This window comes from Actinomycetota bacterium (assembly GCA_005888325.1).
Taxonomy (GTDB): Bacteria; Actinomycetota; Acidimicrobiia; order Acidimicrobiales; family AC-14; genus AC-14.
On the sequence record VAWU01000068.1, the window covers coordinates 26,490 to 45,928 of the forward strand.

Consider the following 19,439-nt stretch of genomic DNA (forward strand, 5'->3'; position numbering starts at 1 on the left):
CCTAAACCAGGTAGATGAAGCCGAAGGCTTCGTCGCGGAAGCCGATCCCGGCGGCGCGGAGGGCGTCGCCCCAGTCGCCGCGCACCTCGGGGTTGGTCTCCTCCATGCCGTGGTCGGCCACGAGGAAGAAGGCGGTGCTGTCCATCGCCCCGGCCCGTTCGACGGCCGCGAGCACCTCGCCGAGGCGCGCGTCGGTGTCTCGCACCGATGCGGCGGCCACTTCGGAGTGAGGCCCGCCCTCGTGGAACGCGGCGTCGGTCAAGGTGAAGTTCACCCACATGAACCGCGGCCTGGGCATCTCGACGCCCCGGTAGCGCCCGCTCCAGATGCCCACCGCCTGCTCGACGCTGGTGTGGTCGATGCGCGACGACCAGCGGTAGTCCTTGAAGGGACGCACGAAGCGCTGGGTGGCGTTGGGGAGCTCGTCGGGCGCCGGTGGGCGCGCGATCGTCTCGCCCCTGCGCAGGACCTCGAACGTGGACCACGAGGCGAACGCGTCGCACGGCTCGTTGATCGACACCGACAGGTCGTCGGGCCAGGTGCGGCGGACCGCGGAATGGATCGTGTCGACGCCGCTCCCGAGCCATCTCATCGCAGTCGCCCACGTCGCCGGTGAGTTCGTGATGACCTGCCGGCCGCCGGCCCGGTCGTACCACGCGTTGTGAAGGATCTCGTGATGCCCGGGATGGGCGCCCGTGAGGATGGCGGTGTGGTTGGCGAGCGTGACCGTCGGCAGCGACGCGACCGCGCCGTGACCGAACGTGGTGCCCATCGCCATGAGCCGGGCCACGTTGGGCGCCTCACCCGCCTCGGCCATGCCGTACAGCACGTTGGGGTTGGCCCCGTCGAGCAGGAAACCCACGACCGTGCGCGGCCTGGTCGCCGACGGGTCGATCACGTCGAGCTGCGGCTCGCCGTCCTGGCGCCGCAGGAGGGCGTCGGCGCGGGGCGACCCGTTGATGCCCAGGCCCACGGGCACCGGAGCCGCGCCGAGCAGCTGAAGCACGGTCGGCGCCACATCGACCAGCCGGCAGGCGCGCGGGATTCTCCCCAACGCGCGCACCCCGGCGCCGCCGATGATGAACGGCGCCCGCGACTGCACGGCGTCGAGCGAGCCGTGTTCCCCGCGGTGGCCGCCCGCGTCCTCCCAGTTGTGCGCGGCCGTGTGGATCACGCAGACGTCGGGTGGCGATGGCGCGTCGAAGAGTTGGGCCACCATCTCGTAGGCGAAGGGGTAGGCGTTCCGGGTGCGGTGCGGGAAGGGAGCGGCGCGCTCGGCGTCGACACCCACGAAGCGGTCGACCGCCCGGTCGCCGAGCGGGTTGCGCCCCTCGACCGCCTCGACCTCGAAGCGCCAACCGTGGCCCTCGTCGTGGCGCCGGAACCGCACCCGGCCGTCGGCCGCCCGGGCCTCGTAGCCGCCGTGGCCGCGGCCGCCGTGGTCGCGGTAGAGCACCATCTCCACGATCGGTTCGAGGTCGTCGTCGAGCAGGACGTCGAGCGCCCGCTCGAGCGTCACGACAGCTTCTCGCGCAGGTGCTCGACGAGCTTGTCGATCGAGACGCGGTCCTGGGCCATCGAATCGCGCTCGCGCACCGTGACCGCCCGGTCGTCGATGCTGTCGAAGTCGACGGTGACGCAGTACGGCGTGCCGATCTCGTCCTGGCGCCGGTAGCGCCGACCGATCGCCTGCGTCTCGTCGTAGTCGCACATGAAGTGCGGCTTGAGGATGTCGAACACCTCCCGCGCGGTCGGCACCAGCCGCTCGTTCTTCGACAACGGCAGCACCGCCGCCTTGAAGGGCGCCAGCCGCTTGTGGAGTCGCAGCACGAGGCGCGTCTCGTCGTTCACCGTGTCCTCGTCGTATGCAGCCATGAGGAAGGCCATCAGGGGCCGGCCCACGCCGGCCGCGGGCTCGATCACGTGCGGCACATAGCGTTCGCCCGACTTCTGGTCGAAGTACTCGAGCCGCTCGCCCGAGAACTCGGCGTGCCTCTTGAGGTCGTAGTCGGTGCGGTTCGCGATGCCCTCGAGCTCGCCCCAACCCCAGGGATAGAGGAACTCGACGTCGGCCGTGCCCGCGGAGTAGTGGCTCAGCTCGTCGGGGTCGTGTGGTCGCAGACGCAGCTGCTCGGCCGGGATGCCGAGGTCGGTGTACCAGCGAAGCCGCTCCGCACACCAGTACTCGAACCACTTGGGCCCCTCATCGGGGGGCACGAAGTACTCCATCTCCATCTGCTCGAACTCGCGCGTGCGGAAGATGAAGTTGCCCGGCGTGATCTCGTTGCGGAACGACTTGCCCTGCTGGGCGATGCCGAACGGCGGCTTCTTGCGGGTCGTCTGCAGGACGTTGGCGAAGTTGACGAAGATGCCCTGCGCGGTCTCGGGCCGCAGGTAGGTCACCGACGCATCGTCCTCCACCGGCCCCACGTGCGTCTTGAACATGAGGTTGAAGGCGCGCGCCGGTGTGAGGTCGGTGGAGCCGCAGTGGAGGCACGCACCGTCGACCAGCTCGTCCTCCCGCCAGCGCGACTTGCAGTTGCGACAGTCGACGAGCGGATCGGTGAAGGTGGCCAGGTGGCCGGACGCCTCCCACACCCGGGGGGCCATGAGGATGGCGGCGTCGAGGCCGACGATGTCGTCGCGCTCTTGCACCATGGCCCGCCACCACGCGTCCATCAGGTTGCGCTTCATGAGGACGCCGAGGGGCCCGTAGTCGTAGGTCGACCGGAAGCCGCCGTAGATCTCGCTCGACGGGAACACGAAGCCCCGACGCTTGGCCAGGTTGACGATGTTCTCGAAGAGGTCGGGCATCTGGGCGAGCGTAACCCCGACGCTCCGGATCGCCCCCCCGGTTTCGACCGCTCGGGCTGCGCGGACGCCCGACGCCCGGCCGCGGAGCCGGAGCGGGTATCCTACGGTGCGTAGTCGGCCGGGGCGCGACGGAGGGGCGTGGCGGCCGCAGGGTCGCCGAGCATGGCTCGAGACAATGGATAATCACCACAAAAGCGGCGGTTCCACGCGGCGGGACCTGCTCAAGCGCGGCGCGATCGCCGGCGGCACCCTCCTCTGGGCGTCACCGGTGATCCAGTCCCTCGACCTGCGCGCCGCCGCCGCCGACGCGGGAACCGAGAAGCCTCCGCCGCCGACCATCGCCGAGAAGATGCCGCCGTCGGTGGTGACGACCACCACCTCTCCCGAGGAGCGCCCGCCGTTCCCGCCCGCCGGCCAGGCGATCGCGCACCTCGACTTCCTGTTCGGCTCGGCCGGGACGGTCTATGCCGCCCGCTACGAGCCGTTCGGCGACGGCGGGGCGTTCGTCGCACCCGAGAAAGCCCCGGAGGGCGCCGGCCTCGAGCCGAAGCGTCCGGACTGCCTCGACGTCTATCCCGACTGGGCTCCGGCGACCCCGGAGCTGCTCGACGCGCTCAACGTGAAGGGCACGGTGCAGACGCTGGGTGCCGGCGACCAGCGTCAGTACGTCGTGCAGGTGCCGCCCGGGATCGGGCTCGTCGCCGCGTTCTCGCGGTGCGCCGATCGGTGCGGGCCGCCCGCGCCGTGGAAGGGCGCCCTCCTCTTCCAGCCGTGCCCGCCGGAGACCGAGATGGCCGCCGGCGGCGGGGCGCCCGGGAGCTCGCCGACCACCACCACTACGACGACGACGAGCACAACGACCACGAGCACGACCACCCCGCCGAAGGGCTGAGGCACCCGGCGGGCCGGGTCACGCGAGCACAGAGCGTCAGCCGCGATCGAGCAACGCCATCGAGCGCAGCCGCCGCTCCAGATGGTGCTCGAGGGCCCGGGTCGCGAGGTGGGCGATCTCGTCGGTGGCGGGGCCCGCGGGCTCGTTGAGGGCGGGGGCGAGCCCGCCCCCGAGGATGCGACGGAGCAGGTCGAGTGAGCCGGGGCCCAGCGGAAGGGCCCCCCGCCCACATGTGCTGCACAGCACGCCTCCCTGACTCAGGTCGAAGGCCACGAGATCGTCGGTGGCGCCACAGGTCGCGCACGTCTCGAGCACTGGGTGGAAGCCCTCGAGCGAGAGCAGCTTCCAGAAGAACGCGGGCACGATGAGCGGCGCGTCGTGGGCTGCCAGCGCACGCAGGGCGCCGACGAGCATCTGGTAGAGGGCCACGTTGGCGTGGCGCTCCTGGGCCACCTGGTCGACGGCCTCCAGCATCTGCGTGGCCCGCGTCAGGCGGTCGAGGTCCTCGCGGACGGCACGGAAGTGGTCGATGGCCTCGGCCTGCGTGACGATGTCGAGCTCGCGTCCCTCGTAGAGCAGCAGCGACACGTGCACCGTAGGCTCGAGCCGGGCACCGAAGCGGCTCTTCGTCTTGCGCACGCCCTTGGCGACGGCGCGGACCTTGCCCCGTCCCTCGGTGATGAACGAGACGATCCGATCGGCCTCACCGAGCCGGATGGAGCGCAGCACGACTCCCTGGTCGCGGTAGAGGCCCACGCGGCTACCCGTCGACCCCGCCGTAGCGACGGTCGCGCCGCTGGAACTCACGCACCGCCTCGAACAGATGCTCGCGCCGGAAGTCGGGCCAGAGCACGTCGGTGAACACCAGCTCGCTGTAGGCCAGCTCCCAGAGCAGGAAGTTGGAGATGCGGTACTCGCCCGACGTGCGAACGACGAGATCGGGATCGGGCATCTCGGGGTCGTAGAGATGGCGTCGAATGGCGCGCTCGTCGATCTTGTCGGCCGTGGTGCCGGAGGCCACCAGCGCGCGCACGGCGTCGACGATCTCGGCGCGGCCGCCGTAGTTGAACGCGATGGTGAGGGTCATCGTGCGGTTGCCGGCCGTGAGCGAGAACGCCTCGTCCATCCGACGGACCAGCCGCTTGGGTACGCGCCAGTCGCGCCGGCCCACGAACCGGATGCGCACGTCGCGGTCGTTGAGCTCGTCGCGCCGCCGCACGAGGATCGACTCGTTGAACTGCATGAGGAAGCGCACCTCGTCGGCCGGGCGCCGCCAGTTCTCGGTCGAGAACGCGTAGACCGTGAGCCACTTGATGCCGAGGTCGAGCGCGCCCTCGACGGTGTCGAACAGCGCCTCCTCCCCCGCCGCGTGCCCTTCCGTCCGGGGCAGCCGCCGCTTCTGCGCCCAGCGCCCGTTGCCATCCATCACGCAGCCGACATGGGCAGGGATGCGTCGAGGGTCGATCTCGTCGATCGTCAGGGGCATCGAGTGGAAGTTACCGCCTCGGGGGGTACGGTCCTTGCCGTGCTCGAGAAACTGCGGCCCCTCGGCGAGCGCTGGCCGTGGTTCGGCACCGCCCTGCGGACGCAGGTGCGCATGGGCGACGTCAACGGCAACCAGCTCGCGGCGTCGGTGACCCTGTCCGCCTTCCTCGCGCTCTTCCCTCTGCTGCTGGTCGCCATCGCAGTCGTGGGTTTCGTGTCCTCCAACGACCCCAGCCTGGCCAACGACCTGGTGAAGAACCTCGGGCTCACCGGCGACGCGGCCACCACCATGAAGAAGGCGATCAGCTCCGCGGAACACAGCCGCCGGGCGGCGTCGGTCGTCGGCTTCCTCGGGCTCCTGTGGTCGGGGCTGGGTCTGGTCGGCGCGCTGCAATATGCGTTCAACGCGACCTGGCAGGTGCGGGGCCGGGGGCTGCGCGACAAGCTCCGGGGCCTCGTGTGGCTGGGCGGCGCGTTCGTGATCTTCGCCGCGTCGTTCGGCATCACGACCGTTCTCAACTTCCTTCCCGGGCTCCTCGCGCCGCTCGGCATCCTCGCCGGTCTCGCCGTCAACTTCGCGCTGTGGCTGTGGGCGATGAAGGTGCTGACCAACCGCGACGTCGGATGGAAGGCACTGGTGCCCGGCGCCGTGTTCGGCGCGGTGGGCTTCGAGATCCTGAAGGCGGTGGGCTCGATCTACGTGCCGCGCCTCGTCGCGTCGTCGCAGGCGCTCTACGGGACGCTGGGCATCGTCTTCGCCACGCTCGCATGGCTCCTGTTCTTCGGCCGCCTGCTCGTGTACGCGAGCGTGCTCAACGTCGTCCGTTGGGAGGAGGACCACGGCACGCTCGAGGTAGAGGTCGACGTGCCGAACGTCCCGGGTGACGTGCCTGCGACCGCGGGTCGAGACGGCGCGATGGAGACGCAGCCCGACGTCAGCGTGCGCGAGCGGCTGACCTGACGCGGGCCCGCGCGTACACGTCCTCGAAGCGCGGGACGAGCCCCGTCCACGAGAACACCGAGCGTGCGTGCGCGAGGGCGTTGGTCGCGCGACGGGCGCGCTCGTCGGGTCGGTTCACCGCGTCGACGAGCGCGTCGGCGAGCGCATCCACGTCGTCGGGCGGTACCAACCACCCGTCGGGTCGGGCGGCATCGGTGTTGATCATGGTCGGGAAGCCTCCGCTCGTGGTCGCGAGGACGGGGAGGCCTGTGGCCATCGCTTCGAGCGGGGTCTGCGGATACGAGTCGTTCACCGACGGCATCACGAGCACCTCGGCCTGTGCCAGGCCGAGGGGAAGGTCGTCGTGCCCCCGCCAGCCGGTGAAGAAGACGCCCTCGTCACCGACCTCCTGCGCCACCGCGTGCGGGTGCTCCCCCTCCCACTCGCCCGCGGCTCCTCCCCACACCAACAGCGGCGCGGGCGTGTCGAAGCGCGACCGCGCCCGGGCGTAGGCGCGGATGAGGAGGGGGACACGCTTGGCGTCGGTGAAGCGCCCGACGAACAACAGCGTCGGGCCGGCTGCGAACACCTCGAGGTCGGCGTCGCAGTAGCGCACGACGGCACCGGAGGGATCGCGCCCGCGGGCATCGTCGACCAGCCATTGCCGAAGGCGCGCCCTCCGTTCGCGCCGCGGGACCTCTCGCGGGGTGAAGCGCTCGATGTCGACGCCGTTGGGGATCGGCGTGACCCGATCGGGATCGACGTCGAGCAGGCGGGCCGCGGTCTCGGTGTCCTCCGGGTTGACCGCCACGAGGTGGTCGCAACGCGCCGCGATCGCCCGGAGGCGCTCCGACCAGAACCTCCCGTGCGGCCACCGATCGGGCGCGCGCTCGACCGCCTCGAGGAACTTCAGCTCGGTGCCGTGGAGGTGGGCCACGATCGTCGCGTCGGGCCAGCGGCGGACCACCGCTTCGTGCTGGGGGGTCAGGTGGTGGAGGTGGAACAGGGTGGCGTGGTCACCTCCGGCCGCGACGAGCGGGTCGTCCCAGAGCGCGGCCAGGGGCTGCGCATCCGATGGCGGCACCCGCGCGAGCACGGGGTCGGGGGCGCCGGGCCGGTCCTCGAACGACGGGTGCATGGGCACGTGTGGATCGGAGTAGTCGAGCGCGTGCACGCCGTCGAGGCCGGCGAAGAAGGTGCCGGCATGGGTCTCGTCGCCGTCGCGCCCGAGCGACCCCGTGACGAGCGAGACCGTCCAGCCCGCATCGCCCAGGCACGGGGCCAGATAGCGCGCCACCTGGGCCGAGCCGCCGCGGGGGAAGAACAGCAGCCCCATGACGACGCGGCCCTTCGTGACCCGCGCAGCCCTCACCTCGCCAGTGCCTGGCGCGCCGCGGCCACGTCGCGGCCCATCTGGTCGACGAGCGCCTCGACCGACTCGAAGCGCTCCTCGCCCCGCAGCCGGCGGACGAAGCGGACGCGAGCCCGTTCGCCGTACAGGAGGTCGTCGAAGTCGAGCAGGTGGGCTTCGAGCAGCGAGGCCTCGGCGTCCGCGTAGAACGTGGGGCGGCGTCCGAGCGAGATGGCGGTCGCGTGGACCGCGCCCGACGGCCTCTCGTACCAGCCCGCGTAGATGCCGTCGGCCGGCAGCAGGATCTCGGCGGGCACGGCGACGTTGGCGGTGGGGAAGCCGAGCTCGCGGCCGCGGCCGTCGCCGCGCTCGACGACACCGCGCACCTCGTGCGGGCGGCCGAGCAGATCGGCCGCGGCCTCCACTTCGCCCGCGGCCAGCAGCTTGCGGATGGCAGTCGACGAGACGGGCCCGACGAGGCCGGCCCCCTCGACCAACCCGAACGGCACCACGTCGAAGCCGTGCCGGGGACCGAGCCGCTGCAACAGGGCCACGTCGCCTCCGCGGCCGCGGCCGAAGTGGAAGTCCTCGCCGACCGCGACGGCGCGCGCGGCCAGGCAGTCGACGAGCACCTCGGTGACGAACTCCTCGGCGGGCTCGGCCGCGCGCGCCTCGTCGAAGTGGATCACGACGCAATAGTCGACGCCGCTCGCCGCGAGCAGCTCGATCCGCTGGTCGAGGTCGGTGAGCAGCTGCGGCGCGGAGCTCGGCCGAACGATCATCGCCGGATGACGGTCGAACGTGGCGACCGCGGTGGCGCAACCGCGTGTCGCGGCCAGCTCGCGCACGCGCCCGATGAGCGCCTGGTGACCGCGGTGCACACCGTCGTAGAACCCGATGGTGACGACCGTGCCGCGGTCGAGCGCCGGGCACGCGCGCAGGTCGGTGATCACCTCCATCGGCGATGGAGGCTACCGGTCAACTGCGTCCCCGCTCCCGGCCGCTGTGGCCGTGTCCCCGCTCCCGGCCGCCCCCTCGTTCTCTGAACGATCGGGGTCCCTCTGGCTCCGTGGATCGTTCAGAGAATCGGAGGATGAGGGCGCGAGCACGACCGCGGGCTTGGCCCGGTCCGCGTCGTAGCGCTCGTAGACGGCGAGAAGCGCGCCGCGCTCGTCGAGCACGGCCCACGGGCCGTCGCCGGCCGCGCCGAGCGCCTCGAGCCCGAGCACCCGACCGTGGGCGACGACGGCCGCCAAGCCGGCGTCGACGATGCAGCGCTCCAGATGGGAGACGACCGCGGCGGGCGCCAGCACCGAGTCGGGGCCGATCGCGTCGAGCGGCTGCGCACGGTCGAGCCCGAAGGCGCCGATCGCGGTGCGCCGGAGGTGCCGGAGGTGCGCGCCGCCGCCGAGCGCCCGGCCCACGTCCGCGGCCAACACACGCACATAGGTGCCGGACGAGCATTCGACGACGATTCGGTAGACGTTGGCGGCGGGGGTGTCGGCGACGTCGAAGCGGTCGACCCGCACGCGCCGGGCCGGACGTTCGACGTCGACGCCCTGCCGCGCCAGCTCGTGCAGCCGCCGGCCGCCCACCTTCACCGCCGACACCATGGGTGGCACCTGATCGATCTCGCCGACGAAGCGCGCCGCGGCCGACCGCACGTCGTCGAGGGCGACGTCGCGCATCTCGTGCTCGACGACGACGTCGCCCTCGTCGTCGAGCGTGGTCGTCTCGATCCCGAGCACCATCTCACCCTCGTACGACTTCGCCAGCTCGGCGACGAACCGCAACAGGCGAGTCACCTGACCGAGGCCGACCAGCAGCACGCCGGTCGCGCCGGGGTCGAGCGTGCCCGCGTGCCCCACCCGCTTCTGGCCGAAGACGCGCCGGCAGCGAGCGACGACGTCGTGCGACGTCCACCCCGCAGGCTTGTCGACGACCACCAGCCCGTCGATCACCCGACCCCCGCTCGAAGCTGGTCGCGGTGGAGGGTCGCGATCACGCGGCCGCGAGCGCGGCTTTGATCTCGGTCATCAGCTCGGAGGCGGGCCGGTCGGACGTGAAGCCGGCCGCGGCCCGATGTCCGCCACCGCCGAAGGCGCTCGCGATCGCACTCACGTCGACGTCGGTCGTCGAGCGCAGCGACACGCGCGTGCCGTCGGACATCTCCTTGAGCACGCACGCGACGTCGGCCTCGTCGGTGCGGCGGACCAGGTCGATGAGGCCCTCGGTCTCATCGAGCCCGACGCCGAAGCGGTCGAGATCGGCCTGGGTGACCCACGTGACGACCAGGCGGAGCTCGCGATCGAGCTCGGCCCGATCGAGGGCGACGCCCACCAACTGCAGGTAGGCGAACCGGTGCAGCTCGAACAGCTGGCGCGACATCGACGCGATGGGCAGGTCGAATGTGCTCAGCTCGGCCGCCAGCTCGAAGACCTCCGGGGTCGTGTTGGAGTACTGGAAGCGCCCGGTGTCGGTGACCAGGCCGGTGTAGATGCAGATGGCCGCATCGCGGTTGAGCGCCCAGCCGAGTCGCCGCGCCAGCCGGCGCACGACGACCGCAGACGCGGCGGCGGCGGGGTCCACCAGGTTGATCGAGCCGTAGCGGTCGTTGGTGACGTGATGGTCGACGACGATGAGCGCGCCTGCGGCGCGCGCCGGCGCCGCCAGCTCGCCCAGCCGGCCGAGCGAACCGCAGTCGAACGTGACCATCAGGTCGGGCTCCGCCGGGAAGTCGGCCGGCTTGGTCGTGAGGTCGAGACCCGGCAGGTAGGCGTAGTGCGGCGCCACCGTGAACGGCGCGGGCCAGGACGCGACCGAGCGCTTGCCGGCCGCGAGGCACAGGTGGTGGAGCGCGAGCATCGAGCCCAGCGCGTCGCCGTCGGGTGACACATGGCACGCGAGGGCGATGGAGGCGCAGGCCTCGATCGCCGACGCCGCGGCATCGACGTCGGAGCTCATGACGTCAGAGCCCATCGACCTCAGAGCTCACGGTCGCTGCCATCTTCCTGCGTCCCATCCCTACCAGTGTCCTGCAGTTCGCGCAGTATGTCTTCGACCCGGCGACCCGTCGTTATCGCAGGGTCGGGACGGAACGCCAACTCCGGCGTGCGCTTCATCCGCACCTGGCGCCCGATGGCGGCCTGGAGGCGCACGCGGTGCTCGGCCAGCACCTCGTCGACGCTCTCGGTCAACGACGTGAACCACACCACGGCCCGTCGCAGGTCGGGCTCGACGTCGACACCCGTCACTGTGACCAGCTCGAGCCGCTCGTCGTCGATCCGCTCGAGCTCCTCGGCCACGACCTCGCGCACGAGCTCGTTCACCCGCGCCGTCCGGGGATAGCGGCGGTCAGGCATGCTCGGTCGTGGTCGCGAGCACGTCGATCTCGGGGAACGACCACACGAACCGCTCCACCTTGTCGAGCACGACCGCCACGTGCCCCGCGCTCTCCCCGACGACCGCGAAGCCGAGCGATGCGCGCTGCCACTTCCCCTGGTGGTCCACCTCGGCGGCCGCCACCTGGAACCGGCGCCGGGCGCCCTCGAGGATCGGCTTGATGACGGCCCGCTTCTCCTTGAGGGAATGACTCGTCGGGATGTGCAGCTCGATCTGCAGCGTGGCTACGTGCACATGACCTCACGTGCGCGGAATCTCAGGTACGCGGTATCTCGCGCTCCTCGTACGGCTCGATGATGTCGCCCGGCTTGAGATCCTGGAAGTCGGAGAGCCCGATGCCGCACTCGAAGCCGGTCTGGACCTCGCGCACGTCGTCCTTGAACCGCTTCAGCGAGGTGATCGTGCCCGTCCAGATGATGACGCCCTCGCGGAGGAAGCGCACCTTCGAGCCGCGGGTGATCACGCCGTTGCGCACGTAGCAGCCGGCGATCGCACCCACACGCGGCACCCGGAAGATCTCGCGCACCTCGGCCTCGCCGGTGACGACCTCTTCGAACTCGGGCTTCAGCATGCCCACCATGGCGTTCTCGATGTCCTCGAGCACCTGGTAGATGATCTGGTACGTGCGGACCTCGACGCCCTCGGACTCGGCCAGCGCCCGCGCCTTGCGATCCGGGCGCACGTTGAACCCGATGATCGTGGCGCTCGAGGCCGCGCCCAGCTGCACGTCGTTCTCGGTGATCCCGCCGACGCCGCGGTGCACGAACGACAGCTTCACCTCGTCGCGCTCGAGCTTCTTGAGGCTCTCGGTGAGCGCCTCCAGCGAGCCCTGGACGTCGGCCTTCAGGATCATGTTGAGCGTGGCGACCTCGCCCCGCTGGATCTGCTCGAAGATGTCCTCGAGCTTCACGCCGGTGCCGATCACCGATGCCTCGCCCCGGCGCGCACGCATGCGGTAGCGCTGCTCGCGCGCCGCCGCCACCGTCTTGGCCACCTTGCCGTTGGGCGCGACGCGCAGCTCGTCGCCGGCCTCGGGCACGTCGGAGAGCCCGAGCACCTGCACGGGCATCGACGGCGGGGCCTCCTTGATCTGCTCACCCGCATAGTCGATGAGGGCGCGCACCGTGCCCCACGCGGCACCTGCGACGACCGGGTCGCCGACGCGCAACGTCCCCCGCTCCACGAGGACGGTCGCGACCGGCCCCCGCCCGACGTCGAGGTTGGCCTCGAGCACGATGCCCCGGGCCGGTCCTTCGGGGTTGGCCATGATGGGCGGGTCCTCGAAGTCGGCCACGAGGAGGATCTGCTCGAGCAGGTCGTCGATGCCCAGGTTCTGCAGCGCGGAGACCTCGACCGTGATCGTGTCGCCGCCCCAGGCCTCCGGCTGCAGCCCCTGCTCGGCGAGCTGCTGCAGCACCCGGGTCGGGTCGGCGTTGTCGCGGTCGATCTTGTTGACTGCGACCACGATGGGCACGTCGGCGGCGCGTGCATGGTTGATGGCCTCGACCGTCTGGGGCATCACACCGTCGTCGGCGGCGACGACGAGGACCGCGATGTCGGTCGCGTCGGCTCCGCGTGCGCGCATGGCGGTGAACGCCTCGTGGCCGGGTGTGTCGATGAACGTGATGAGGCGGCCGTCCTTCTCCGCCTGGTACGCACCGATGTGCTGCGTGATGCCGCCCGCCTCGCTCGCCACCACGTTGGTCTGGCGGATGCGATCGAGCAGGAGCGTCTTGCCGTGGTCGACGTGACCCATCACGGTGACGACCGGAGGCCGGACGCGCAGCGCTTCCTCGTCCTCCTCCTCGTTGTCGTCGAACAGCGTGAGCAGCTCGAGCTCCTGCTGCTGACCGGGATCGACGAGCAGGACGTCGGCACCGATCTCGGCTGCGAAGAGCTCGATCATGTCGTCGGACAGCGACATCGTGGCGGTGACCATCTCGCCCTGCTGCAGTAGGAAGCGCACGACGTCGGCCGCGGTGCGGTTCAGCTTGGGCCCGACGTCCTGGGCGGTGGACCCGCGCTCGACGACGACCTCGCCCTCGGGGACGGGCGCGTCGGAGCGGGTGTAGTTCGTGGCCTGGGTGGGCTCGAGCTCCTCGCGGCTCCGGCGCCGCCGCTTGCGCCGCTGCGGCCGGGGCCGTCCGGCGCCGGGCCCGCCGCGACCGGGCGGGCCGCCACGACCGGGCGGGCCGCCGCCCGGTCGGCCGAAGGGCGCGCCGCCGGGGCGATCGGTGGAGAAGCCGGGACGCCCTGCGCCTGCCGGGCGTCCGGTACCGCCGGGGCGACCGACGCCCCCTGGACGCGGGGCGCCGCTCGGCGGCGCGCCGCGGCCTCCGGCTCCGGGCGGCGGCGGGATGGGCTTGCCGCTCTGCGAGCGCGGCGGACCGCCGGGCGGCGGAGGGATGGGCTTGCCGCTCAACGAGCGCGGTGGCCCCGCGGGTGTCGTCTCTTCAGCCGGAGGGGCGGGGCCGACGGGAGGTGTCGCCGTCGCGGGCGCCGCGCCAGTGGCTGCCGGCGCGGTGGGCAACGGCGGCGGGGCTGCGGGCGGAGGTGACGACGGTTGTGCCTCGACGGGAGGCTTCGGTGGCGCCGGGGCAGCCGGCGCGGGCGATGCCGCCGCGGGAGCGACCGGCGCGGGGGCGGCGGGCGGTACGACAGGGGGGGCGACCGCCGCGGGCCGGGGCGCCGGCGCGGGACGCGGTGTCGGGGGGACGAGACGGGGCGCGTCGTAATCGGGCTGCTCGCTCAGCGGGCGGCTGGTGACGAGGCGGGACGCGTGCTCCGGCGATCGCGCCGCCGGCGCCTCGGCAGCCTCGGCGGCGATGGTGTCGTCCGGCTTGGGCGGCGTGACCGCGGCGGCCGCCTTCTTGGCTCCGCGCTTCGCCGGCACGGGCTCCTCCGGTTGCACCTCTCGCCGCAGGCCGTCGCGGTCGGCCTTGCGCCGCACCCGGTCGGCCTGCGCGTCCTCGATGCTCGACGAGTGGCTCTTCACGCCGATCCCGAGCGATTCGCAGAGGTCGAGCGTCTCCTTGTTGGTGAGCCCGAGCTCGCGTGCAAGCTCGTAGACCCGGATCCTCGCTGCCAAAGTGCTGCCTCAGTCCTTTCGATGCTCTTCGAATCGTCTGCTCTACATGCGCATCATCCGTGCTCGGAGTTGTGGTCGACCCGATGCCGTCTCAGTTTGTGCCGTCCTACTGCGTGCCGTCCTAACTGCGTGCTGTCGTACTACGTGCCGTTCCGCCGGGTGCTCATCCTCGCACGATTCACCAGCGTGGCACGAAGCGACGCCAGCGCCTCGGACCCCACGGTCGTGCGGAGCGCCCGCTCGAACCCGTGGCGGCGGACCGCCGTATCGAAGCAGGCGAGCGACCCGCGGCACAGCCATGCGCCCCGACCGGGCAGCGTCCGCCCGAAGGCAAGGCCACCATCGGGCAGGGCGACCACCCGATCGAGCTCGTCGGCCGGCCCGACCCGCCGGCATCCGGTGCAGGTCCGCTGCGGTTGTCCTATGCCGTCCCCTCACTGTCTGTTGCGGGGACCTCGGTCGGGGTGACGTCGGCCTCGGGCGCTTCGGGCTCGGCCGCCTCGGGCGGCTTGGCCTCGTCGGCCTCGTCGCCGTGCGGCTCGGCCTCGTTGACCCCGTCGCCGTGCGGCTCTGTTGGCTCGTCGCCGTGCGGCTCTGTTGGCTCGTCGCCGTGCGACCATGCCTCGGCGGTGAGGCCCTCGCCGCCCTCCGCGGGCTTCCACACCATCTCTCCCGCCTCGTTCTCGACCCACTCGCCCTCGGCCCAGTCCTGGTTGGCGTAGGCCTCCTCCTCGGCCAGCTGCGTCTCGCTCTTGATGTCCACGCGCCAGCCGGTGAGGCGGGCGGCGAGGCGGGCGTTCTGCCCTTCCTTCCCGATGGCGAGCGACAGCTGGTAGTCGGGGACGATCACCTCGGCGGTGCCGGTGCCCTCGTCGATGCGCACCTCCTTCACCCGGGCGGGCGACAGCGCCTTCATCACGAACTCACTCGGCTCCTCGGAGAACGGCACGATGTCGACCTTCTCGCCGCGCAGCTCGTTCACGACCATGCGCACGCGGGCGCCGCGGGCACCGACGCACGCGCCGACGGGGTCGACGTTGCTGTCGTTGGACCACACCGCGATCTTGGTGCGGTGACCGGGCTCACGCGCCACGGCCTTGAGCTCGACGATGCCGTCGCTGATCTCGGGCACCTCGAGCTCGAACAGCCGCTTGATCAGGCCCGGGTGGGTGCGCGAGACGACGATCTGCGGACCCTTCGTCGTGCGCCGCACCTCGACGATGTAGGCCTTGAGGCGGGCGTTGTGCTCGTAGCGCTCGTACGGCACCTGCTCGGCCTGCGGCAGCAGGCACTCGACGTTGCCCAGGCTGAGCAGGGTGTACCTCTGGTCGGACTGCTGGATCGTGCCCGATACGATGTCGCCCTCGCGACCCGCGTACTCCTCGTACTTCATCTCTCGCTCGGCCTCGCGGATGCGCTGCAGGATCACCTGCTTCGCCGTCTGCGCGGCGATGCGGCCGAAGTCGTCGGGCGTGTCCTCCCACTCGCGGGTGACGTTGCCGTCCTCGTCGAGCTCCTGGGCGTAGACGTGCATCTCGCCGGAGTCGGGATCGATGGTGACGAACGCCTCCTCGGCGGCGTCGGGCATGCGCTTGTAGGCCGACACGAGCGCGTTGGCGAGCGCCTCGAGCAGGGTGTCCATGGGGACGCCCTTCTCGCGCTCGATCACCTGCAGCGCTTCCATCAGCTCGAAGTTCATGATGCTCTCTTCTTCGTGGACCTCTTGGCCGAGCCTCCCCAGCTGAAGACCGTGTGCGCCCGTTCGATGTCGGCGTAGGGGACGGTGCGGCTCCCGACGGTGACACCGACGTCGTCCGCGGCGGTGAGCGTGCCTTCCACCCGGCGGTCGCCCTCGGTGCCCGGTCGGGTCTTGACGGCGACGGTGGAGCCGATGTGGCGGAGGAAGTGCGCGGGCGTGCGGAGCGGGCGCTCGACGCCGGGGCTGGACACCTCGAGCGTGTAGCGACCCGGGATGGGGTCGTCGCGGTCGAGCGCCGCCGAGACGACCTCCGACGCGCTGGCCACGGTCTCGAGGTCGATGCCCCCGCCCTCCACGCGGTCGACGGTGATGCGAAGGGTTGCGCCGGAGTGCTCGACGTCGACGACCTCGAGGCCCTGCTCGCCGAGAAGGGGCTCGATCAATCCGCGGACGCGCTCGCCTGCCGACATCTCTCGCACCTCCCTTCTCGCGCTATGCCCTCAACAAAAAACGTGGGCAAACGCCCACGCTCCACCACCACCCGTCCTCACCCGTTGCCCACCAGTCGAACGGAACAGCCGGCAGAGTATAGCGGCTCAGGTGCGGCTACGGCGGGCCGCGGCGCGTCCTGTGTCAGAACTCCGTGGCGCACCAGGGCGCTTCGGCGGTCTTGAAGAGCCCGTCGCCGGCGGCCAGCGCCCCGGGCGCGTGCTCCTCGATCCGGCCCGCCCGCGCCAGCGCGGTGCAGCCGACGCCACCGAGGTAGAGCGCGCCGAGGTCGGCCACGCTCATGGCGAGGTCGGGCTCGGCGCGGGTTCTTCGGCACTCGGCACCGTCGGGACCGCCGACCAGCTCGTAGCGGCCCGCGTTGTGCGGCTTGAACGAGTCGGTCACCTCGAGCACGAGCCGCCCAGGTGACGCATAGCGCCGGCCGCCCAACGCGCCGGGGATGTCGACCAGGCGCGCCCACAACCAGTCGCTCACCGCGGTGACCCGGAACCGGCGCGGGTCCGACAGCATCCAGCGCAGGGGCTCGTCGACCGGCGCGTTTGCGCAGCTCAGGGTGGCTGTGAGGTCGACACCGAGGCAGAACTGCCAGAGCGCGGCCCGCACCGCGGGGCTCGACCCGTGCAGCTCGTACACCTGCGTGTCGCCCGCGGCCACACCTTCGTCCCTCCAGTTCCTCTTGACCCGGTACGAGACGAACCCGTCGGCCTCGCCGGCGTCGGACTCGTGCAGTGCGTAGAAGCGCGGCGAGGCGCCGTCGCGCTGGTCCTCGGGATCGCGGAAGTAGTCGAGCCACCATCCGTGCGGCCGGCTCAATGCGCCGACGCAGCTCCGACGCAGCTCGTCGTAGAGGTCAGGGATGCGCTTGGGTGCTTCGTCGTTGTCGAGCATCACCACCCGGCCGCCCGCATCGACCGGTCGGGTCAGGCCGGCGTGGAGCCGTTCGATGGCGAACCCCGCGGCCCACGTGGCGAGGCCGTAGCCGAAGCGCCCGTAGATGATGCTCTCCGAGGCGGTGAGCACGGCCACCGCCTCACCGCGATCGGCGACGTCGTCGAGCTGGCGCGCCATGAGCGAGGTCAGCACGCCCCGACGGCGGTGGGTGGGCAGCACCGCCACCGCGGTGACCGTGGCCGTGGGGACGATGGCCGGCCCCGGCACCGTGAGCTCCCACGATCCCGCCGCGGCGGTGCCGACGACGCGGCCCGCCTCGAACGCGGCGAGCGTGCGATCGATCTCGGTAATGGCCCGAATGGCTTCGAGGCGCGCCGGCGTCATCTCCTCGCTGAACGCAACGTGCCCGGCCGCAACGAATGCAGGGAGCTCGTCTTCGGTGACAGGACGGATCTCGAAGTCGGCGCGGCGTCCCGAGCCGGGGGCACCGAAGTCGGGGGCAGAGTGCATGCCGCCGTTCTACTCGGTGCGCTTGCGGATGAGCTCGACCTTTTCCTCGCTGTGGTTGACGTCGTGGCCCTGGCTTGCGAGCAGGGCCTGCCGGTCGGCCTCGGCCGCCGCGGCAGCGCCGGAATCGGCGGCGGCCAGACGCGCCTCGACTCCTTCGGCCACCAACCGCTCGGCCTCCTCGACGAGCGCATCCACCATCTCGTCCTCGGGGACCACCCGCACGACCTGGCCCTTGATGAACAGATGGCCGCGCTTGCGGCCCGCGGCGATGCCGAGGTCGGCCTCGCGGGCCTCGCCGGGGCCGTTCACCACGCAGCCCATCACCGCGACTTGGATCGGCAGGTTGAGCGACTCGAGGGCAGCCTGCGCGTCGCGCGCCACGCCGATGACGTCGATCTCGGCCCGCCCGCACGACGGGCAGGCGATGAGGTCGAGCCCCTTGCGCTCGCGAAGACCCAACGCCTCGAGCAGCTGCCGGCCGGCACGCGCCTCCTCGACGGGGTCGGCGGTTAGCGAGTAGCGGATGGTGTCACCGATGCCCTCCATCAGGAGCGTCGCCATGCCCGCGGTCGCCTTCAGCAGGCCGGCCGGGGGCGGGCCCGCCTCGGTGACACCGAGGTGCAACGGGTGGTCGACGACGTCGGCCAGCTGCCGGTAGGCCTCGATCATCAAGGGCACGTTGGAGGCCTTCACCGAGATCTTGACGTCGTCGAAGCCGACCTCGTCGAAGTACGCGAGCTCCAGTTGGGCGGACTCGACCATCGCCTCGGGCGTCACCCGCCCGCCGTGCTTCTCGTAGAGCTTCGGGTCGAGCGACCCGCCGTTCACGCCGATGCGGATCGGCACACCGCGGTCGCGGCACTCGCTCGCGACGATCTTGATGTGCTCGGGCTTGCGGATGTTGCCCGGGTTGAGGCGGAGGCAGTGCACTCCCGCGTCCAGCGCGGCGAGGGCCATCTTGTACTGGTGGTGGACGTCGGCGACGATCGGCACCGGCGCGCGGGGCACGATGCGAGCCAGGCCCTCGGCGGCGGCCTCGTCGTTGCACGTGCACCGCACGATGTCCGCGCCGGCCGCGGCCAGCGCGTAAATCTGGGCGAGCGTGCCGTCGACGTCGCCCGTCTTGGTGATCGTCATCGACTGCACGCTCACCGGCGCGTCGCCGCCGACCGTGACGGGGTTCGTGGGATGCCGGAGGACGACCTGGCGGGTCTTCCGACGCGGGAACGCCATCCCTACTGGATCGAGATGGGGCGGACGATGTCGAGGTAGAGGACGGCCACGCCGAACACCACGAGGAACACCACCACGGCAGAGGTGAGAGGAAGCAGCTTCGCCACATCGGCGTGGTACCGGCGGCCCCGACGCGAACGGATGCGCTCGTACACCGCGATGGCGACGTGGCCACCGTCGAACGGCAGCAACGGGATCATGTTGAAGATCGCCACGAAGATGTTGATGCCGATCAGCAGCAGCAGCAGCTCGGAGAAGCGGTGGTCCTCCGCCAGATGGCCTGCGACGCGGGTGGCGCCGACCACCGAGACCGGCCGGTCGCTGTTGGTCGCGGTCGACCCCTGGCCGCTCTGGCCCACGATCTGGTCGGCGTAGTTCTTGAGCCGGTGCGGAGCGAAGAACGAGCCCAGGGCCTTGACGGTGAGGACGGTGCCGTTGCCGATGCCGCGCACGGTCTGGTCGAGCCCGCGCACCGGGCCGACGCGTTTGTTCTCGACCTTCGAAGCGATGCCGACGAAACCCACCCGCTGACCTTCGGGGTTCTGGTGCGCGGGGACGACGGTCAGCGGCACCTGCGCGCCTTGGCGCTCGACGACGAAGCGGATGTCCTTGCCCGGGCGCTTC

17 protein-coding genes and 2 pseudogenes (1 of these 19 only partly in view) are annotated in these 19,439 nt (G+C 71.4%); 2 read left to right on the forward strand and 17 right to left on the reverse strand.

Features of this window, described 5'->3' with window-relative positions; translation table 11 throughout:
- Position 1: 1 nt before the first annotated feature.
- The gene (locus tag E6G06_20105) at positions 2-1,519 is read right to left on the reverse strand and encodes a nucleotide pyrophosphatase (protein TML86576.1); all 1,518 of its coding nucleotides are present in this window, start codon (positions 1,517-1,519) and stop codon (positions 2-4) included.
- Positions 1,516-2,814, reverse strand: a complete 1,299-nt coding sequence (locus E6G06_20110; protein TML86577.1) for a glycine--tRNA ligase — start codon at positions 2,812-2,814, stop codon at positions 1,516-1,518. Before E6G06_20110 ends, E6G06_20105 begins: the two co-directional genes overlap by 4 nt.
- Positions 2,815-3,619: 805 nt before the next feature.
- On the opposite strand from E6G06_20110, the pseudogene E6G06_20115 reads away from it, so the two are divergent.
- Positions 3,620-3,697 (forward strand): annotated as a pseudogene (locus E6G06_20115) (cellulose-binding protein).
- A gap of 45 nt (positions 3,698-3,742) precedes the next feature.
- Here E6G06_20115 and recO read toward each other — a convergent pair.
- Both recO and uppS read right to left on the reverse strand, forming a co-directional pair.
- Positions 3,743-4,531: a DNA repair protein RecO gene (recO, locus tag E6G06_20120; protein TML86578.1), complete on the reverse strand. Its 789-nt coding sequence runs from the start codon at positions 4,529-4,531 to the stop codon at positions 3,743-3,745.
- A complete protein-coding gene (gene uppS / locus E6G06_20125) occupies positions 4,467-5,192 on the reverse strand; it encodes a di-trans,poly-cis-decaprenylcistransferase (GenBank protein TML86579.1) in 726 nt (241 codons plus the stop codon). The genes recO and uppS overlap by 65 nt, the downstream gene beginning before the upstream one ends.
- Between uppS and E6G06_20130 the strand changes: the two genes are divergently transcribed.
- The gene (locus E6G06_20130; GenBank protein TML86580.1) at positions 5,145-6,152 is read left to right on the forward strand and encodes a YihY/virulence factor BrkB family protein; all 1,008 of its coding nucleotides are present in this window, start codon (positions 5,145-5,147) and stop codon (positions 6,150-6,152) included. The genes uppS and E6G06_20130 overlap by 48 nt on opposite strands.
- Here the strand turns inward: E6G06_20130 and E6G06_20135 are convergent.
- The 13 genes and pseudogenes from E6G06_20135 to E6G06_20195 all read right to left on the reverse strand — a co-directional run.
- A complete protein-coding gene (locus E6G06_20135; protein ID TML86581.1) occupies positions 6,127-7,503 on the reverse strand; it encodes a glycosyltransferase family 4 protein in 1,377 nt (458 codons plus the stop codon). The two genes, E6G06_20130 and E6G06_20135, sit on opposite strands and share 26 nt — an antisense overlap.
- Positions 7,500-8,441, reverse strand: coding sequence for a bifunctional riboflavin kinase/FAD synthetase (locus E6G06_20140; protein TML86582.1), 942 nt, complete (start codon positions 8,439-8,441; stop codon positions 7,500-7,502). The genes E6G06_20135 and E6G06_20140 overlap by 4 nt, the downstream gene beginning before the upstream one ends.
- A gap of 12 nt (positions 8,442-8,453) precedes the next feature.
- Entirely contained in the window at positions 8,454-9,443 is a 990-nt protein-coding gene (truB, locus tag E6G06_20145; protein ID TML86583.1) for a tRNA pseudouridine(55) synthase TruB, read from the reverse strand.
- A 40-nt stretch (positions 9,444-9,483) separates the two neighbouring features.
- Positions 9,484-10,461 (reverse strand): bifunctional oligoribonuclease/PAP phosphatase NrnA, encoded by a 978-nt coding sequence (locus tag E6G06_20150; protein ID TML86584.1) that lies wholly within the window; start codon positions 10,459-10,461, stop codon positions 9,484-9,486.
- A gap of 5 nt (positions 10,462-10,466) precedes the next feature.
- Positions 10,467-10,844, reverse strand: coding sequence for a 30S ribosome-binding factor RbfA (gene rbfA / locus E6G06_20155; GenBank protein ID TML86585.1), 378 nt, complete (start codon positions 10,842-10,844; stop codon positions 10,467-10,469).
- Positions 10,837-11,118 carry a DUF503 domain-containing protein gene (locus E6G06_20160; GenBank protein TML86586.1) on the reverse strand — a complete coding sequence of 94 codons (282 nt, stop codon included), beginning with the start codon at positions 11,116-11,118 and terminating at the stop codon, positions 10,837-10,839. The genes rbfA and E6G06_20160 overlap by 8 nt, the downstream gene beginning before the upstream one ends.
- 22 nt (positions 11,119-11,140) lie before the next feature.
- Positions 11,141-13,972: a translation initiation factor IF-2 gene (gene infB, locus E6G06_20165; GenBank protein TML86587.1), complete on the reverse strand. Its 2,832-nt coding sequence runs from the start codon at positions 13,970-13,972 to the stop codon at positions 11,141-11,143.
- A gap of 140 nt (positions 13,973-14,112) precedes the next feature.
- Entirely contained in the window at positions 14,113-14,397 is a 285-nt protein-coding gene (locus E6G06_20170) for a YlxR family protein (protein TML86659.1), read from the reverse strand.
- Entirely contained in the window at positions 14,394-15,671 is a 1,278-nt protein-coding gene (gene nusA, locus E6G06_20175) for a transcription termination/antitermination protein NusA (GenBank protein ID TML86588.1), read from the reverse strand. Before nusA ends, E6G06_20170 begins: the two co-directional genes overlap by 4 nt.
- Positions 15,668-16,141, reverse strand: coding sequence for a ribosome maturation factor RimP (locus E6G06_20180; GenBank protein TML86589.1), 474 nt, complete (start codon positions 16,139-16,141; stop codon positions 15,668-15,670). The genes nusA and E6G06_20180 overlap by 4 nt, the downstream gene beginning before the upstream one ends.
- 163 nt (positions 16,142-16,304) lie before the next feature.
- Positions 16,305-17,582: a GNAT family N-acetyltransferase gene (locus tag E6G06_20185; GenBank protein ID TML86590.1), complete on the reverse strand. Its 1,278-nt coding sequence runs from the start codon at positions 17,580-17,582 to the stop codon at positions 16,305-16,307.
- A 9-nt stretch (positions 17,583-17,591) separates the two neighbouring features.
- Positions 17,592-18,815, reverse strand: a complete 1,224-nt coding sequence (gene ispG / locus E6G06_20190) for a flavodoxin-dependent (E)-4-hydroxy-3-methylbut-2-enyl-diphosphate synthase (GenBank protein TML86591.1) — start codon at positions 18,813-18,815, stop codon at positions 17,592-17,594.
- A gap of 2 nt (positions 18,816-18,817) precedes the next feature.
- Positions 18,818-19,439, reverse strand: a pseudogene (locus E6G06_20195) (hypothetical protein) (it continues 674 nt past the right edge of the window).

Bases quoted from the DNA above. Each gene is read 5' to 3' on its own strand.
- rbfA (TML86585.1), bottom strand. From the start codon at position 10,844: ATGCCTGACCGCCGCTATCCCCGGACGGCGCGGGTGAACGAGCTCGTG.
- ispG (TML86591.1), bottom strand. From the start codon at position 18,815: ATGGCGTTCCCGCGTCGGAAGACCCGCCAGGTCGTCCTCCGGCATCCC.
- nusA (TML86588.1), bottom strand. From the start codon at position 15,671: ATGAACTTCGAGCTGATGGAAGCGCTGCAGGTGATCGAGCGCGAGAAG.
- E6G06_20110 (TML86577.1), bottom strand. From the start codon at position 2,814: ATGCCCGACCTCTTCGAGAACATCGTCAACCTGGCCAAGCGTCGGGGC.
- E6G06_20140 (TML86582.1), bottom strand. From the start codon at position 8,441: ATGGAGGTGATCACCGACCTGCGCGCGTGCCCGGCGCTCGACCGCGGC.
- E6G06_20185 (TML86590.1), bottom strand. From the start codon at position 17,582: ATGCACTCTGCCCCCGACTTCGGTGCCCCCGGCTCGGGACGCCGCGCC.
- E6G06_20180 (TML86589.1), bottom strand. From the start codon at position 16,141: ATGTCGGCAGGCGAGCGCGTCCGCGGATTGATCGAGCCCCTTCTCGGC.
- E6G06_20150 (TML86584.1), bottom strand. From the start codon at position 10,461: ATGGGCTCTGACGTCATGAGCTCCGACGTCGATGCCGCGGCGTCGGCG.
- uppS (TML86579.1), bottom strand. From the start codon at position 5,192: ATGCCCCTGACGATCGACGAGATCGACCCTCGACGCATCCCTGCCCAT.
- E6G06_20130 (TML86580.1), top strand. From the start codon at position 5,145: ATGGGCAGGGATGCGTCGAGGGTCGATCTCGTCGATCGTCAGGGGCAT.